This is a genomic window from Paenibacillus sp. W4I10 (genome assembly GCF_030816325.1).
In the GTDB taxonomy this organism is placed as follows: domain Bacteria; phylum Bacillota; class Bacilli; order Paenibacillales; family Paenibacillaceae; genus Paenibacillus; species Paenibacillus amylolyticus_B.
In genome coordinates this window covers 6,722,899-6,739,084 of sequence record NZ_JAUSXX010000001.1, presented here as the reverse complement: position 1 = coordinate 6,739,084, position 16,186 = coordinate 6,722,899, and the positions used below count along the sequence as shown (strand labels likewise).

12 protein-coding genes and 1 pseudogene are annotated in these 16,186 nt (G+C 47.0%); 4 read left to right on the top strand and 9 right to left on the bottom strand.

Going from position 1 to position 16,186, the window contains the following annotated elements:
• Window positions 1-44 precede the first annotated feature (44 nt).
• The 6 genes from mgrA to QF049_RS30230 form a co-directional block, all read right to left on the bottom strand.
• Window positions 45-1,052, bottom strand: a complete 1,008-nt coding sequence (gene mgrA / locus QF049_RS30255) for an L-glyceraldehyde 3-phosphate reductase (RefSeq protein ID WP_307542693.1) — start codon at window positions 1,050-1,052, stop codon at window positions 45-47.
• 78 nt (window positions 1,053-1,130) lie between these two features.
• Complete coding sequence (locus tag QF049_RS30250; RefSeq protein ID WP_307542691.1) at window positions 1,131-1,871, bottom strand: NAD-dependent protein deacylase; 741 nt, start codon at window positions 1,869-1,871, stop codon at window positions 1,131-1,133.
• A gap of 28 nt (window positions 1,872-1,899) precedes the next feature.
• Window positions 1,900-2,667, bottom strand: coding sequence for an HAD family hydrolase (locus QF049_RS30245; RefSeq protein ID WP_307542689.1), 768 nt, complete (start codon window positions 2,665-2,667; stop codon window positions 1,900-1,902).
• 64 nt (window positions 2,668-2,731) lie between these two features.
• Window positions 2,732-3,499 carry an alpha/beta fold hydrolase gene (locus tag QF049_RS30240; RefSeq protein WP_307542687.1) on the bottom strand — a complete coding sequence of 256 codons (768 nt, stop codon included), beginning with the start codon at window positions 3,497-3,499 and terminating at the stop codon, window positions 2,732-2,734.
• Between the two features lie 90 nt (window positions 3,500-3,589).
• A complete protein-coding gene (locus QF049_RS30235; RefSeq protein WP_017686833.1) occupies window positions 3,590-4,255 on the bottom strand; it encodes a bifunctional 2-keto-4-hydroxyglutarate aldolase/2-keto-3-deoxy-6-phosphogluconate aldolase in 666 nt (221 codons plus the stop codon).
• Window positions 4,256-4,343: 88 nt separating this feature from the next.
• Entirely contained in the window at window positions 4,344-5,309 is a 966-nt protein-coding gene (locus QF049_RS30230) for a sugar kinase (RefSeq protein ID WP_307542685.1), read from the bottom strand.
• Between the two features lie 222 nt (window positions 5,310-5,531).
• On the opposite strand from QF049_RS30230, the gene QF049_RS30225 reads away from it, so the two are divergent.
• The 3 genes and pseudogenes from QF049_RS30225 to ilvD all read left to right on the top strand — a co-directional run bounded on the left by QF049_RS30225 (window position 5,532) and on the right by ilvD (window position 8,941).
• Entirely contained in the window at window positions 5,532-6,572 is a 1,041-nt protein-coding gene (locus QF049_RS30225) for an acyltransferase family protein (RefSeq protein ID WP_307542683.1), read from the top strand.
• Window positions 6,573-6,695: 123 nt separating this feature from the next.
• A pseudogene (locus QF049_RS30220) lies at window positions 6,696-6,938 on the top strand (KGG domain-containing protein); the annotation flags it as partial.
• Between the two features lie 317 nt (window positions 6,939-7,255).
• On the top strand, window positions 7,256-8,941 hold the full coding sequence (gene ilvD / locus QF049_RS30215) for a dihydroxy-acid dehydratase (protein ID WP_074096200.1): 1,686 nt from the start codon (window positions 7,256-7,258) through the stop codon (window positions 8,939-8,941).
• A 116-nt stretch (window positions 8,942-9,057) separates the two neighbouring features.
• On the opposite strand, the gene QF049_RS30210 is transcribed toward ilvD, so the two are convergent.
• Entirely contained in the window at window positions 9,058-10,461 is a 1,404-nt protein-coding gene (locus QF049_RS30210) for a polysaccharide deacetylase family protein (protein ID WP_307542681.1), read from the bottom strand.
• A gap of 174 nt (window positions 10,462-10,635) precedes the next feature.
• On the opposite strand from QF049_RS30210, the gene QF049_RS30205 reads away from it, so the two are divergent.
• The gene (locus QF049_RS30205) at window positions 10,636-11,832 is read left to right on the top strand and encodes an AI-2E family transporter (RefSeq protein WP_091020423.1); all 1,197 of its coding nucleotides are present in this window, start codon (window positions 10,636-10,638) and stop codon (window positions 11,830-11,832) included.
• Here QF049_RS30205 and QF049_RS30200 read toward each other — a convergent pair.
• Both QF049_RS30200 and QF049_RS30195 read right to left on the bottom strand, forming a co-directional pair.
• Window positions 11,811-13,508: a peptidoglycan D,D-transpeptidase FtsI family protein gene (locus QF049_RS30200; RefSeq protein ID WP_307542678.1), complete on the bottom strand. Its 1,698-nt coding sequence runs from the start codon at window positions 13,506-13,508 to the stop codon at window positions 11,811-11,813. The two genes, QF049_RS30205 and QF049_RS30200, sit on opposite strands and share 22 nt — an antisense overlap.
• A 237-nt stretch (window positions 13,509-13,745) precedes the next feature.
• A complete protein-coding gene (locus QF049_RS30195; protein ID WP_373428321.1) occupies window positions 13,746-16,034 on the bottom strand; it encodes a methyl-accepting chemotaxis protein in 2,289 nt (762 codons plus the stop codon).
• Window positions 16,035-16,186 lie beyond the last annotated feature (152 nt).

Sequence of the window (16,186 nt, the reverse complement as noted above, 5' to 3'; positions counted from 1 at the left end):
GTGCATTCCGCCATTATGGCTAAGATGCACCTTTTGCACTTTATTTATTTGTCATCAGGCTCCGGAGACAGAATGGATTCAATCCGTTCCAATTCCTCTGTAGAGAAATCCAATTGGCTGAGTGCAGCCACATTCTCTTCAATCTGGGAAGGACGACTTGCGCCAATCAGCGCGGAAGTTACCCTGCCATTACGCAGCACCCACGAGAGTGAAAATTGGGCCAAACTCTGACCACGGGCTGCTGCAATCTGGTTCAGCGCACGCACTTTGCGGAGCGTCTCTGGAGAGATGTTGTTTTCATTCAAGAATACCGACGGTCCTTTGGCACGTGAGTCTTCCGGGATACCATTCAAGTATTTGTTCGTGAGCACACCTTGTGCCAATGGACAGAATGCAATACTGCCTGTTCCATACTCATCCAGCACGTCCTGCAAACCACCTTCAATCCAGCGGTCCAGCAGCGAGTATTTCGGTTGATGGATTAACAGGGGCGTACCCAGACCTTTCAGAATTTCGGCAGCCTGTCTCGTCTGCTCTGCGGGATAGTTGGAGATCCCTACATACAGGGCTTTGCCCGAGCGAACAATATGATCCAGTGCCATCATCGTTTCTTCCAAAGGTGTTTCGGGATCATAACGATGTGAATAGAAAATATCCACATAATCCAGGCCCATACGCTTCAAGCTCTGATTCAGACTGGATACCAGATTTTTGCGTGAACCCCACTCGCCATACGGCCCGGGCCACATATAATAACCCGCTTTGGTGGAGATCACCAGTTCATCACGATAAGGTTTCAGATCCTGGGCCAATACCTGTCCAAATAACTGCTCTGCCGAACCTGCCGGTGGGCCATAATTGTTGGCAAGGTCAAAATGTGTAATACCCAGATCAAATGATCGGGTAATCATATTACGGCCATTCTCAGCGTTATTGATACCGCCAAAATTATGCCACAGCCCCAGTGAAATCGCTGGCAGTTTCAAACCTGAACGTCCAACGCGGTTATATTTCATCGTTTCATAGCGAGTATCGCTTGCTACGTAGACCATTATGAATCCCTTCTTTCCCCAGGTTCCGCCTCTTGTATCCGATCTATGCCGGAGAATGCGGTTATTCAGTCCATACGTTCAACCAAGAAGCTGGTCCACATTATTCATTACCTCGCCAATCGGCTCTGTAATCAGCAAATCAGCCCTGTGGTCGTAAGCGGTAGGTGTAGCGTTGAGCAGAACGGTATGTTTTCCCTGAAAATACGTAATTAACTGGGCCGCCGGATATACCGTCAGTGACGTGCCTCCCACGAGTAACAGATCTGCAGAAGACAGTGCATCAATGGAACGATACAATGTCGTCTGATCCAGCTCCTCTTCGTACAGCACCACATCCGGTTTGATTACACCACCACATGTGGTACAGCGAGGCACGGTATCTTGGGACTGTATAATATCATTCAGCGTATAAAACTGCTTGCAATCCATGCAGCCGTTACGATGAATTGAGCCGTGAAGCTCAAAGACATTGCTGCTACCTGCCTTCTGATGTAGTCCGTCGATATTTTGCGTGATCACTGCCTGAAGTTTTCCTTCCTGCTCTAGACGGGCTAATAGTCGATGGCACCCATTCGGTTCCGCATCTGGATGAAGCATTTTGCCACGATAAAAATCATAAAAAATATCGGCATGTTGATCAAAAAAATGTCGGCTTAACAATTCTTCCGGTGGATAAGGCGAATGCTGCTCCGTCTGATACAGACCCGCAGCCGAGCGGAAGTCGGGAATCCCGCTTTCCGTTGAAGTCCCGGCCCCTCCGAAAAAAACAATCCGGGAGCTTTCCTGAATCCAGGCAGCCAGTTGTTCTGTTGCGTTCATCCTCTCTCCTCCTTTTGGCCAGAGTGACTTATATAATCACGCTTAGCTCATTATAATGACGAATAATGGCATGGGCATCAACCAGGTACGATCCTTGATCTAACTGTGGACAGTAACCGAGCGTATAGGATACCTCTGCGTGACGCCCCATCTGCATATCCCCATTGCTGTCTCCAATTACAACGGCCTCCGCAGGATCGATATGTAATTCACGGCAAGCCAAGAGTGCTGCTTCTCCATCCGGTTTGCCCTGGGTCACCCGATCACAGCCCACAATGGAGGTGAAAAAGGAACGTATCCCCATCCAATCCAGATGTGTTTCTGCTGCCGCTGTACTGTCTGAAGTGACAACTGCCAGAGGTATGTCTGCTGCCCTGCAACTCTGTAAGAAAGCAAGTAATCCTGGCATCGGTTCAGCCGATTTGCGCTCTCTTACCGATTTCATGGCCACACTTGAAAATTGGCGTATCGTTGTGATCGCTTCATTCCATGGCATGCCTGCTGCATATAACTGCCCTGCAAGTAATCCCGTGCACTCATCCACAGTCGCAATGGCCAGCGGGCCTTGCGGATCATATCCAACAATATGACCTTGCGGATTATGGATGGTGCCCAGAACGTTCTCCCGTTCAACCGTAAATGAAGCTCCAAGTTCATTCATAAGTGATTGCAACTGATCCAGTAATGTCTCTGCCCACGGTCCCCATAGCTGGAGGAATTCCAGCAGTGTTCCATCTTTATCAAATAGGATACCTTTACATGGGATCTGCGCTCCATTCACTTGAAGGATAGCCATCCGTACCACCTCCATCAAGTTATGCTATAAATGCATACAGCCATTAGTGCAGAATAATCAAAACCTACTTGATGGTACTTAACCAAGCCAGTACCGTCTTGACCGTCTGATTCAGCTGTTCTTCTCCACTCACTTCCGGCTCGCCATCTCCTTTTTGATGACCATAATCACCGAACTGGGCGTGGTTTCCACCTTCAATGGTGTAGTATACCGTCTCCACGGGCAAATACATACGTCCACTCTGATACTTGATCATATTCACAACCTCATCTTTAGTACCCAAAATGGATAATGCAGGTATCCCCAGTGTCATTACACTCCCTTTTTCATCCGGGTAAGATGCCAAGAAGAAGATCCCGTGAAGTGCATCTGGATGTGCGGCTACATAACGTGCAGCCATGGACCCGCCGAGAGAGTGTCCACCCATAACGAATTGTTCGTCCGGATATGCGGCCAGAATCTCATCTGCCAAGTTTGGCTTAAGCACTGCCAGGTTAACTGGCATCTTGGCAATAATGGTGTGATGACCCGCAGCAGCCAGCTCATGGGCAAGTGGTGCATAACTTTCCGGTTTTACCAATCCACCAGGATAGAAAAGTACACTTTTCCCCGTTGGTTTGTCTGGCACAAAATCAATCCAGTTCTCTTGTTCACTCACCGTCACCTTATTGGCTGTTTCCATAGCTGTTTGAGCTGTCTCCTGTGGACCGTATGGTGTGAATAATTTCCACGCAACAAATCCACATCCAATGACAATGAGCGCCAGAAGTACGAGCAGGAATTTCCCGATGCCCCTCTTCTTGCGCCCTGTATTATACCGATTTCTCAACATTAATCACCTTTCTTCACTTCCGCAGGTGCCGCGGCTCACAGAATTGGGAGCCTTTGTTCATCAGGCTCCCCTTCTACGAATTAAAAAATATTATTCAGCCTTGGCCTTGCGGTAAGCATCCATATATTGTTCCGCTTTGCGACGGACATGACTCAGGTCACCCGTCTTCACAGCTTCCGATGTCAAGTCGGAGCCGATCCCTACAGCCACTGCTCCACCCTTGATCCAATCCCCCAGATTAGACAAGGATACCCCGCCAGTTGGCATAAAATTCGCCTGCGGCATAGGGCCCTTCATCGTTTTGATAATCGAAGGATCATACAGATTACCCGGGAACAACTTCACAATGTCCACACCGAGTTCCAATGCGCGTTGAACATCAGCAATCGTCATCACACCAGGCAGAATCGGAATTCGATACAGGTTGCATATCTGAACCGTATCCGGGTTCAGGGAAGGTCCAACGACAAACTCGGCACCCGACATGATAGCCGCTCTTGCCGTTTGCGGTTCAAGCACCGTTCCCGCACCAATAATCGCGAATTTCTCTGGATCTTGTGTGTTCCAATGGTATACACGGCTTAATTTTTCAATGGCTTTGAGTGCACTGGGTACTGTCATCGTAATCTCGATAACTTTAATGCCACCCGCAATCGCTTGCTCGGCCATGGCAATGACTTGATCAGCAGAATCTGCACGCAGAACTGCCACAACCCCATTGTCCGTAATCTTTTGCAACAGCTGAAGCTTCTTCATTTCATTCTCTCCCTTGTCAATGTGGTGGTTGTGTATACAAGCCTTACATTTAAGAACGAAGATGAGCCATATATGATTTCAGCAGCCACTAGCGCTCAACATGGGCAACATTGTTCAGTTTGGCCTCGACCTGCCCCCACGTCGGGAGCGCCTCCCAATCGCCAACAGCCTGTATAACCATGGAACCGGTCAAATTGCCGAGACGGGTTGCTTCCTGCGGGGAGTATCCTTTTAATATACCCGTTAAAAATCCCGCGCAGAATCCATCTCCTGCACCTACCGTATCCAGAACATGATCCGCCTTAAAGTACGGAACTTCAGTTAGGGTACCATTCGCCAATACGTAGGTCAAATCAGGGCCACCCTTCACAATGCACACAGCATTCATGGCAGATAAACGCTCAAGTACTTTTTGATCATTTTCTTCGTTATATAGAAGTTTCATCTCGTCCAGCCCCGGTAAAAAGTAGTCCGCCAGTTCAGCTATACGCAGTATAACCGGACGGGCCTCATCCGCAGACCATAGTTTGAGACGCAGATTCGGATCAAAGCTTACTTTCACCCCTGCCTGTTTGGCAATATGTATGGCAGCCTCTACCGTAGCAAGTCCCAACGGGCTTATCGCTGCCGTTATACCCGTAACGTGCAATATCTTCGCCCCGGCAATATAGTCGGGATCCAGATCATCAGGTGTGATCGCACTTGCAGCAGATAGCTTCCTATAATAATGCACCGAGGCTTTCCCGGAAGCGTTCTCACGAATCATCAAACCAGTGGGCTCGTGATCACTTAACCTTACCCGGGATACATCTACGCCTTCACCGCGAATGGCTTTCAGAATCATACTGCCGATCGGATCATTGCCCAAGCGTCCAAACCAACCACTAGTATGCCCCAGGCGGGATACGCCAATAGCCAGATTGCTCTCAGCACCCCCGAAAGACTTGTCCAATGTGGCTGCATATTCCAGCCCTCTTGTATCCTTGGCAGTCAGCAAACCCATACTCTCCCCAAACGTAATAATTTCCGGGCTTGGATAGGGACTCGTTGACATGATTTCTTCCCTCCTTATCGTTACATTCCCTCATCTTCTTTTTCTATTGTCATCCTCTATGCAACCGTTGTCAATCCCGTTGCGTTCATTTTGTTGTCACAGCTTTGAGAAAAGATAACGCTTACTAATGTGAATTAAATCACAATAGATAATACACATCCATATTACCCTTATTACAGATGCAAATGACCTGGCAACCAGGGTCTATAAGGGGGCTACACCATGAAAAATCAGACACTGATCCGGGATGATCAGGAATCTTTCTTTTACAATCTGCGCTTTATGCTTATCGTCTGTGTCCTAGCTGGTAATGCACTTGAACCACTCATCACACGCTTTGCAGGAGCGGAAGCTCTGTTCCTGTGGATATATACGTTTCACATGCCGCTCTTTGTATGGGTAACCGGGTATTTTGCGACACACTCACTCCAAGGTGCATCTGGGCGAAACGTCCTGAAGCAGATTGCACTACAGTATGTACTGTTTCAGTCCTTATACGCACTAATGGACTTTACCGTATTCCACACACCCCATATGCGGCTATCCTTCTTTGCACCTTACTTGCTGTTATGGTTTCTCGCGAGTCATTTCTGTTGGCGACTGTTGCTTCGTCTGACGATTTCCTGGAAACCGATATATCGGCTGATTGGATCGATTGCGCTTGGTATAATTGCCGGGTATTTGCCCATCGACGGGTTCTGGCTCAGCTTCAGCCGTACGTTTGTATTTCTGCCGTTCTTTGTCATCGGTTATGACTATGGAGCAACCATCCGTTCACGTTTATTATCCGGTTGGGGGCGAAAAACCGCAGCCATCCTCTCTGCTGCACTGTTGGTATGGATCGGGTATGGGGGTTTGAATGTTTCAACCGGATGGTTACTCGGCAGCATGACGTACGCCGAACTGGGTCACCACGAATGGTATGCCGGCATCTTCCGACTTGGAGTCTACCTATTGGAGATCGCATCGGCAGCACTGTTCTTGGCCTGGGTACCTTCCTTGACTTCCAGACTGACGGACCTTGGACGGCGCACACTCTATGTATTCCTGCTGCATGGGTTTCTCGTTCGTCTCGCGATCTGGTCCGGAGTCTACAGTTATATGGGAAGCTCGGCGTATATTCCAGTCATACTGGTCATTGCCATACTCTTCGCAGTCACACTGGCTCTGCCGGCTGTACGTCACACGTTCAAACCCTTAATTGAACCGGATATATCCCGATTTTCTTTCAATCGACATGAGGTGTTTAAACGATCGGCCTAACGCTCTGACGGATCTCTTCACCATCGATTCTATTCTGGTGTGTTGTTTCAGGCTGGAAATAAGGTGGTAAATTAGGGATACGCGCTACAAAAAACAACTTATCGTTGTAAGGAGTGATTTGTAATGGCACGTCAACCGACGTCAGAACGCAAGATGAGCCGTGAGGAAGCTGGCAGATTAGGTGGCAAAGCGACTTCCAAGAACCATGATCGAAGCTTCTACCAGATGATTGGAAAAAAGGGTGGAGAAGCGACTTCAGATGCCCATGACACTGACTTTTACAAGCAGATTGGTCGCAAGGGCGGCGAAGCAACCTCCGAAACTCATAATAAGGAATTCTATCGTGAGATTGGACGCAAAGGTGGAAGCAACTAATGAATTCCGCTCGCCACATCGAAACATGATCATAGCTTTCCCGTAAATCAAGAAGTCTAATTCCATGAAAATGGTTTGAGGCTTCTTTCTATTGATTGTAGAAATATGACGACGGTTGTGATAGACTCAATAGAAAAACCGGGTGTTCACGGGTTTAAAGCAGCAAAGAATTTCACAAACTACGGGGAGCTCGACACCGGCATGCCGGTCCTTTTTTTTAGAGTACGGATGAAATTAAACGACAGATGCACTGCCATTTACTTTTCCATTCATGTTGCTCAATATTATATATTTGGGGGGAATACACCATGTCAGCCAAGAAGATGCGTTCCGATATGATCAAAAAAGGTTTTGACCGTGCACCACACCGGAGTTTGCTCCGCGCAGCGGGCGTTAAAGAAGAGGATTTCGGCAAGCCGTTTATTGCCGTATGTAACTCATACATCGATATCGTGCCCGGCCACGTCCACCTTCAGGAATTCGGTAAAATTGTAAAGGATGCTATTCGTGAAGCCGGTGGCGTTCCATTCGAATTCAACACCATCGGAGTAGATGATGGTATTGCCATGGGACACATTGGTATGCGTTACTCGCTGCCAAGCCGTGACATTATCGCGGATTCCGTGGAAACGGTTGTATCTGCTCACTGGTTCGACGGCATGGTATGTATCCCGAACTGCGATAAAATTACACCCGGCATGATGATGGGTGCACTCCGCTGTAATATCCCTACCGTGTTTGTCAGCGGTGGACCGATGAAAGCCGGTCGTGACAGCAATGGTAAAGCTCTGTCCTTGACCTCTGTATTTGAAGGCGTAGGTGCTTACCAAGCAGGTAAAATCGATGATAAGAGCTTGCTTGAACTTGAACAGTTCGGCTGTCCAACATGTGGATCATGTTCCGGTATGTTTACTGCAAACTCCATGAACTGTCTGGCTGAAGCGATGGGACTGGCTATGCCAGGTAACGGAACCATCCTGGCTGTTGCTCCTGAGCGTCGTGAGTTTGTTAAACAATCTGCTAAACAACTGATGGAACTTATTAAAATGGATCTGAAACCACGTGATATCGTTACTGTAGAAGCGATCGATAACGCGTTTGCTCTGGATATGGCGATGGGTGGATCTACGAATACAGTACTGCACACGCTGGCACTGGCTCATGAAGCAGGCATCGAGTATCCAATCGAGCGTATCAATGAAGTAGCTAACCGCGTTCCTCATCTGGCGAAACTTGCACCTGCTTCCGATCTTCACATCGAAGACGTTCATAATGCAGGCGGCGTAAGCGCAGTGCTGAACGAATTGCTCAAGAAACCAGGCGCAATTCATGGTGACTGCATTACTGTAACGGGTAAAACGATCCGTGAGAACGTTGAAGGAAAAGAAATCCAGGATACAAATGTCATTCACCACTTGGATAACCCGCATTCCGAAAAAGGCGGCCTGGCTGTATTGTTTGGTAACCTTGCACCACAAGGCGCTATCATCAAAGTTGGTGCAGTTGATGCTTCGGTTGGCGGATACCACAAAGGTCCTGCCATCTGCTTTGACTCCCAGGAACAAGCGCTGGAAGGTATTGCTAACGGCAAAGTAAAAGAAGGACATGTTGTTGTTATCCGTTATGAAGGACCTAAAGGCGGACCAGGTATGCCTGAGATGCTGGCTCCTACTTCCCAGATCGTAGGTATGGGATTGGGCGCCAAAGTTGGTTTGATCACCGATGGACGCTTCTCTGGCGCATCCCGCGGAATCAGTATCGGACATATCTCTCCGGAAGCAGCTGAAGGTGGTCCAATCGCCTTTGTTGAAGAAGGAGACATCATCGAGCTGGATCTGAACAACCGTATCATCGAATTGCACATCAGTGACGAAGAGTTTGAACGTCGTCGCGCAGGTTGGAAAGGCTTTGAACCGAAAGTAAAAACCGGTTACCTGGCTCGTTATTCCAAACTGGTTACCAATGCAAGCAACGGTGGCGTACTGAGTATCTAATTTACGCTTTCCTTTACTTGACCTATCGGAAACAATCTAATAAATAAAGGGTTGCTCTTCTGCCAAATCTGGCGAAGGGCAACCCTTTTTTTTGCTGGTTGGTATGATTAGTCCGTTTAGTTCTGCTCTGGCAATATCTCTTGTTCAATTAACAACGATTCATCTCCGGATTCTTCTACCGTTGCTGCCACCTGCATCGTATGTTGACCGTAACGTTCCAACAGTAGATCCAGCGGCATGGCAATCATCTTGGGTACCAATTGTTCTGTACGCTGTTTCAGGCGTTTGGTTCCTGCCGGGTGTATTACACTTAACAGTAGCTTCAGGTATACTTTGGATGCAGCACTGAACGGTCCAGGGGGCAATTCTTGTACGGTAAATCCAAATTTTTCCGGACCTCTGTTAATCATACTCACACCGTATATGGCTTTGGCAGAGCGTAACTCCGGTTCGAGTGCCACCATGCGTGCCAGATCCGGCAATTGCTGTTCCATGGTCCGAATCATGCGAATAGCCAAATGCATACTGGAACGTGACGTCACTCCAAGTTCAAACAACTTCTGATTGTCAAAATGCAGTTCTATCACCGGATCTCCATTTTGAATGACATGGCCATCATTCATCTCCACCCGTGCTCCGTGATATACACGTGATCTGAAGTGCAGCATTGGGTCCTCTGGCGAAGCCGTCCGTAGATGATATACCCAGTGGAACAACTTTTCCCAGCCCAACCATAAGGCAACAACGATTCGTTTCCATAGCTTCAATGGTGTTTGTAATTGCGTTTTGTTCTGAGATTCGCTCACTGTGATACCTCCCATCAACGTATCAACGCGTACACTTTGCAGCCCAAGCCGTTCAGCTTCCTGCAAGACGACTTCCAGCGCCTGAAGCATCTGCTCCGGCGCGTGTGCATCTGCACCAAGGGTCGTTCCTCGATCATGTAGCAGCATGACCTCTCCGCCTCTCAGTTCCTTCAGCATCCGTTCAGTCAATCTCTGGGCACCTACTCGGCTTCTCCAGTCTTCAAACATAGAAGACCACAGTACAATCTTTCGTTCTTTCTTGCTGAAAAAATCAAACAGATTCATAATCCCCCACGGTGGACGATAATAACAAGTCTTCACGCCGGTTACTTCATGGATAATCTGACCTGTTCGCTGAATCTGATCACGAACAGTACGCGGCCGCATGAGCCAGTTCGTCTTGTGAATATAATTATGAATGCCAATAAGATGACCCTCGTCATGTATGCGTTGTATGAGTTCAGGATGACTCGCAGCATGTTCTCCAACGACAAAAAATGTGGCTTTTGCTTGATGCTGATGAAGCAGATCGAGCAATCTTGGCGTATAATGTGGATCTGGCCCATCGTCAAACGTTAATGCAAATTGTGTATCACTTCTTCCCCGTCGAAATACACGAAAACCAAAAAGCCTGCTAATCAAACTTGGAATAAAGGCGTAAAAAGATGAAAGATACAATAACCACAGTAGAATACTCTGAAGTATCATTGTCATGTTGCAAGCTCCCCACTTCTCCTGCTGAATTACGGTGCACTATGGCACTATCTAAAATAAACCGCCTTTAATTTTATCATAGTTCAGACTTTTCTTGAATCCTGTTTTCCCAAAAAGATAGCTATCGTGTACAATAAATACAATCTAATTATTGCCATCAAAGGAGCCATGTCCATGCTACCGCTTTACAAAAAATACGGGCGAACTGTCTTTGACATCGCGTTGCTCGTATTAACCGTGTATGTGATCATGTACGGTTTCAGTCAATTATACCATGTGGCTGCACCGGTTTTTCTCTCATTTATCGTGTACTGGATGATTGAGCCATTAGCCAAATTTCTACATCGCAAAGGACTGCCCAAGACGCTTGGAGCCGCCATCTCCGTCTTGTTGTTTCTTGCATTGATTGTCGCTGCCTTTTTTGGGGTAGGCTTGATTATCATTTCACAAATTTCCAATCTTCAAGATAACTTCCCTGTATACATTGAAATGATACAACGTGAATTCACCAATCTGGTGTTATTCATTCAGGACAAGTCAGACGCTCTCCCTGATGGAGTTATGGAAAAAGCGAATGATTATTTTGCAACACTGACCGGGTTCCTGTCCAAATGGGTAACGAGCGGAGCGCAATTCGTCGTAGGCTTCCTCAGTTCATTCTCTTCGTTTATTACGAACTTCGGAATTGCGATTATTCTGGCATTTTTCCTCAGTATTGAGATTGAATCCTGGCGCAAGTTCGCCCGTGCGAAGACGCCCAAAACATTAAAGTTAGCTATTGAATTCATGCGTAATCACGTGTTCAAGACAATCCGCTCGTATTTGAAGGCACAGATGATCATGATGCTCATTACGTTTGTATTGATTTATGCAGGTTTGTTGATTTTGGGAACCTCTAATGCCTTTACCATTGCAGCAGTCTGTGCGGTTTTTGATCTGGTACCATTGCTTGGCGTTCCTGTTGTGTTTATTCCATGGATCGTCTACTTATTCATTATTGGCAATAGCAGCCTGGCGATTGGCCTGATTGTGATTCTGGCAGTGACGATGCTGACACGGCAGTTGCTGGAACCGAAAATATCGGGTAACTCGATTGGTGTATCTTCGGCGTACTTGATGCTTTCGTTTATGCTGATCTCCCTTTCGATCTTTGGCCTGGCTGGTGTAGTGTTATCTCCAGTGCTCCTGATCCTTCTGAAAGAACTGTTACAACAAGGGTACCTGCAAAAGTGGATTCACCTGCCAAAAGATGAATTTGAGTCCTCTCCATTAGTAATGGACCCACCCGTTAATAAGGCCTCATCGAATTCTGCCGAATCTACTGTACAACGTCCCGTTCCTGCGAAGAATCATGAGGACTCAGCCAAGTAGTCCATCACCTTCCTGAAGAGTGCCGTCGCCTGATGTTGGCTGTCAGGAGAGACATTTTGAACAAGAACAGCTACAGCATATTTGGGTTGTTCTACCGGTCCATAACCAATGAACCATTGATTGTTGCGCTTCTCTCCATGTTTCTGTACCTGAGCTGTACCTGATTTCCCTGCAACATGCCACCGTGCACGCTGCAGGGATTTTCCTGTTCCCTCACGAACTACCTTATTCATCCAGGATAACAGTTTATGCGCTGTTGCGGGAGCAATCTGTCCTGATGCTGAAGGTGAATCATGCAAGGGCATCTCCAGCATGGTGCCACCATCCGCATATCGGATGCGCTTAACGAGACGTGGGGCACTAACCTTTCCATCATGTAACAATGTAACGATCAGATTGGCAGCTTGCAGCGGTGTGACCAAGACATCGCGCTGACCGATTGCTGTCTGTATTTTCGCACCTTCATCAGCACCAGTAACAGCCTCTGTTCTCACACGCCCTTGATCCTCATGATCAAAGTGTCGTAACACGGGCATTCCTGCCATCTGCTTCCCCTCCCAGCCAATCGGACGCGCGAGTCCCAGACGATCAGCCGTGTTCTCCAGTTGTTCCATACTAAGCCTGCGCGCCGTTTCAGCGAATACGATGTTGCAAGACTCAGCGAATCCTTGCTCCAGATTCAGGTCTCCATGCCCATGCTCCTTCCAGCAAGACAGCCCATATCTTCCGTACTCACCACCGCAATGGAATTCTTCTCCGTTAGAAACCGCATGATACTCCAAAGCAGCAGCGGCAGTGACAATTTTGAAAATGGAACCCGGTACGGCTCCCTGTACTGCACGATTCCCCCAGGCCGATTGCTTGGGGTCCACATGTTGTGGCTGATAGAAAGGGCGTGAGATCATGGCGCGAACATCTGCGTTAGCGGCATCTAACACAACAATGGCCCCTTCTTGTAATCCAGATTCTTGCGTCAACTCCTCCAACCCACGCTGTAACTCAGCATCCACTGTGGTTTCTACACGTAAAGGATAATGGCTATTGGTCGGTGCAATGACATGCGGCTGAATATCAGAGATAATCTCTCCACCACCCGAGACCATGCGTGATACAAGCGTAGGGCCAATTCCCCTTAATAGGGGTTCAAGTGTCCTCTCCAGTCCGGCTGCTCCTGATTTCATAGCAAATGGCTGTTTTACTTCATCCTGATGCCCAGTTAGAACTTTGGAGGACTCAGGCTGTTCAGCCAGATAACCTATCCACTGCATTCCTGTATACCCCTGAAGATACCTTGTCATCATCGGATAGATGCCAGCTCCTTGCAGGTGCAAACTACGTAGGCGCTCCACCTGAGCAGCGGTCAAATGAACAGGCTGATGTGTACCTGCTGTCCAGAAATGAGGAATACTTTCCTGAATCCATTCCTTCTTCAATTGATCCAGATCGGTATGTAATATAGCTGCTAACTCTGTCATCTTGGAGCCTTCTAATGTCCCATGCTTGCGTAATTTCGCTAATGGACCTGCCCGTGGAAAAAGAACCAATCCCCATTGCAGCTTACCAGTCAACGCTTCACCCTTGTAATCCGTAAATTGTCCCCGCCCCGGGTCAAGCATCACCCCGCGTTCACGCTGCAATACAGACATTTCACGTACCGTTCGGTGAAATCCAGGCATCGTCTGATTCACCTGAACAATCTGGACCCATCCCAATCGTAATATAAGGAATCCAAATACAAGAGTTAGAAGAATACAAGTTATATAGATTCGCCGTTTCGCAAGGAGATGCATCCCAATCTCACCTTTTTTCATTTTGACCATATTATTGCTGATATAACTTGGAATTATCCGGTAAACAAAAAGAAAACCTGTCCCATGTGCGGGACAGGTTATCCTCATTGCAATCTTCGCTTGTTACACCGTAAAGCGTGACAAGGTTTCTTTAAGTTCAGTAGACACATTCTCCAGTTTGCCAGACAGATTGACCAGCTGGTTACTGATATTTTGCTGTTCACTGCTCAAGGAAGCTACTTCTTGAGACGTTGCAGAAGATTCTTCAGCTACAGCGCTGACATTGCTCATGGCTTCAGACAACGTACCTTGGGATTGGTTTAATTCTCCAATAGAACCTGTCACCATGCCCAGACGTTCCACAAATGCACCCATCTGTTCCTGTACGGAAGCAAAGATGACGTTGGTATCTTTAACCGCATCCATCTGTTCCTTGAATAACGGATAAGCTGCAGACAAAGCATCCACGGTCTCATTCATTTCAGTCATGATTTTGTCTGTGATCTCTCCAACCATCTCAATGGATTGTCTGGATTGAGCCGCAAGCTGACGAACCTCATCTGCCACCACCATGAATCCACGTCCGGCTGCACCGGCACGTGCTGCTTCAATGGTCGCATTCAGGGAAAGGATATTTGTCTGTTTCGTTATGTTTTGCAGCACTTCAAGCACTTTCAGAACAGAAGACGTACTCTCTTTCAGCGAATCAACCTTATTCACTAGTGCACCAATCATTTCTTCTGTCTTCTGGGTTTTGGTCATCAACTGATTCAGATGTTGTGTTCCTGTCTGACTGGACTTCTCTACATGACGAGCAGAATCACCCATCTGTTCATTAGCAGCGATTACACTCTGCATCTGACGAGAGATATTGTCAGTTAATTCATTACCACGTTCCGCTTCGGTTGCCAAACTGCCTGCACCGCCTGCGATCTCCTCTGTAGCTACGGCGATCTCCGAAGCAGATACAGCCGTTTTCTTGGATGCACTGCTCAGCTCAGAGGCTGTATCCAATACTTCCTGCGCAGAACGATTGGTTTGTTCAACCAGCTTAGTAATCTGCTCCATCATCAGATTGAAGGCAGATGAGAGCTGACCGATTTCATCTTGGGAGCTGTAAGGTGTACGAACTTTAAGATTACCTTTCGCACCTTCCTGCATCAGGTCTTTCAATTTACCAAGTGGACGAGCGATCATACGCACCATCCAGACCCCGATCAATACTGCAATCCCCGCATCAATCAGCGCCATCCACAAGGTCAGGGTCAGAATGCCTTTTGCATCCTGAACCAAAACAGAGGTAGGTATCATACCAACCAGTTTCCAATTGGATGTATCCATCGTACTGTATACAGCCAACATTTCCGTAGATTTGCCATCTACCATATACTCCGTATTCGTACTACCTGCTGGTTCGGTCAACTCTTTGACAAATGCAAGCTCTGTATCTTGTCCCGTACCATCCGAGATGGAGGATGCCACCACTTTATTATCCGGAGCAATCAGTTGAAGAATAGCTCCCGGCCCCAGATCAAGCGATTTCAATTGTTCCTCCAGAACTTCCAGTTTCAGTTCAATAACCAGAACATATGACTGAGTAGTCCCTTGCAGGTTTTTCATGGAACGTGCAATGCTGAACGTTGGCGTTGAGCCATCTTCCTTGATCTCTGTTGGAAGCCAGCGATAACCGCCCGCCTCAATCAACTCACTGTACCATGCTTCCTGGCGAATGCTGCCCATGGATGAACTGTTGCTACCGGTACCCATAATGGACTTTGTATCGTCCGTAGGTACCAAATAAATCGCTTCCATGGATTTATTCGTAAATGCAATATTGGACAATTGTTTATTGATCGAACTTGAATTTATGAATGTATCATACGCAGTCAGATTTTGATCTGACATTTTTTGTAACAAGGACTGCATTTCCGGATCAAAGAAAATCTGTGTGGATGTATCCACAAATCTCTCCAAAATAATGTCCATTTTTTGTTTGGTCTGATCAATGGTCTCCTGATTGGCACGCGAAGCATTTTTCTCTATCGTACCCTTGGCTTTTGAATAGGATAATAGACCTAAACTCACTACAAAAATCATGATCCCCGCAAAAAAGATCAAGAACAGTTTAACCCCTACGGATTTAACCGGATTTGCCTTCCTAATTTGTTTGAAAGAAGACCCTCCAAGGTTTTTCCAATCCCGGTTTTTTAATTGTTTTTTTACCCAATCGGTCTTGATCCAGCCCAGCTTCAATTTACTACGGTCAAACTTAAGTAATTTTTTCCCATTCCCTTTAATTTTACTTTTACCTACTTTTTCTTTCTTCACTTTCTGAACCTGCTCAGGATTAACCTGCTCGGATTTTGTCACTTGCTCCCCACTGTCTTTCTGCTTCTTTTGAACCATTCCCATTCACCTGCCAGTTATTTACTTGTTGGATTTTTCTTTCTCTCCCCTATAAATATGTAGTATTCGACAGCTTTCTTCGTTCCCCTTTCATATCCCAGAAATATTTTACAACTTTATTCCTATTTTTCTATAAAAAAAAGACCCCCATATGCCGA

Coding starts and splice junctions, on each gene's coding strand:
- QF049_RS30205 (WP_091020423.1), top strand. CDS start 10,636: ATGCTACCGCTTTACAAAAAATACGGGCGAACTGTCTTTGACATCGCG.
- QF049_RS30245 (WP_307542689.1), bottom strand. CDS start 2,667: ATGGCTATCCTTCAAGTGAATGGAGCGCAGATCCCATGTAAAGGTATC.
- QF049_RS30230 (WP_307542685.1), bottom strand. CDS start 5,309: ATGTCAACGAGTCCCTATCCAAGCCCGGAAATTATTACGTTTGGGGAG.
- QF049_RS30250 (WP_307542691.1), bottom strand. CDS start 1,871: ATGAACGCAACAGAACAACTGGCTGCCTGGATTCAGGAAAGCTCCCGG.
- QF049_RS30225 (WP_307542683.1), top strand. CDS start 5,532: ATGAAAAATCAGACACTGATCCGGGATGATCAGGAATCTTTCTTTTAC.
- QF049_RS30195 (WP_373428321.1), bottom strand. CDS start 16,034: ATGGGAATGGTTCAAAAGAAGCAGAAAGACAGTGGGGAGCAAGTGACA.
- QF049_RS30235 (WP_017686833.1), bottom strand. CDS start 4,255: ATGAAGAAGCTTCAGCTGTTGCAAAAGATTACGGACAATGGGGTTGTG.
- QF049_RS30240 (WP_307542687.1), bottom strand. CDS start 3,499: ATGTTGAGAAATCGGTATAATACAGGGCGCAAGAAGAGGGGCATCGGG.
- QF049_RS30210 (WP_307542681.1), bottom strand. CDS start 10,461: ATGACAATGATACTTCAGAGTATTCTACTGTGGTTATTGTATCTTTCA.
- ilvD (WP_074096200.1), top strand. CDS start 7,256: ATGTCAGCCAAGAAGATGCGTTCCGATATGATCAAAAAAGGTTTTGAC.
- QF049_RS30200 (WP_307542678.1), bottom strand. CDS start 13,508: ATGCCTGGATTTCACCGAACGGTACGTGAAATGTCTGTATTGCAGCGT.
- mgrA (WP_307542693.1), bottom strand. CDS start 1,052: ATGGTCTACGTAGCAAGCGATACTCGCTATGAAACGATGAAATATAAC.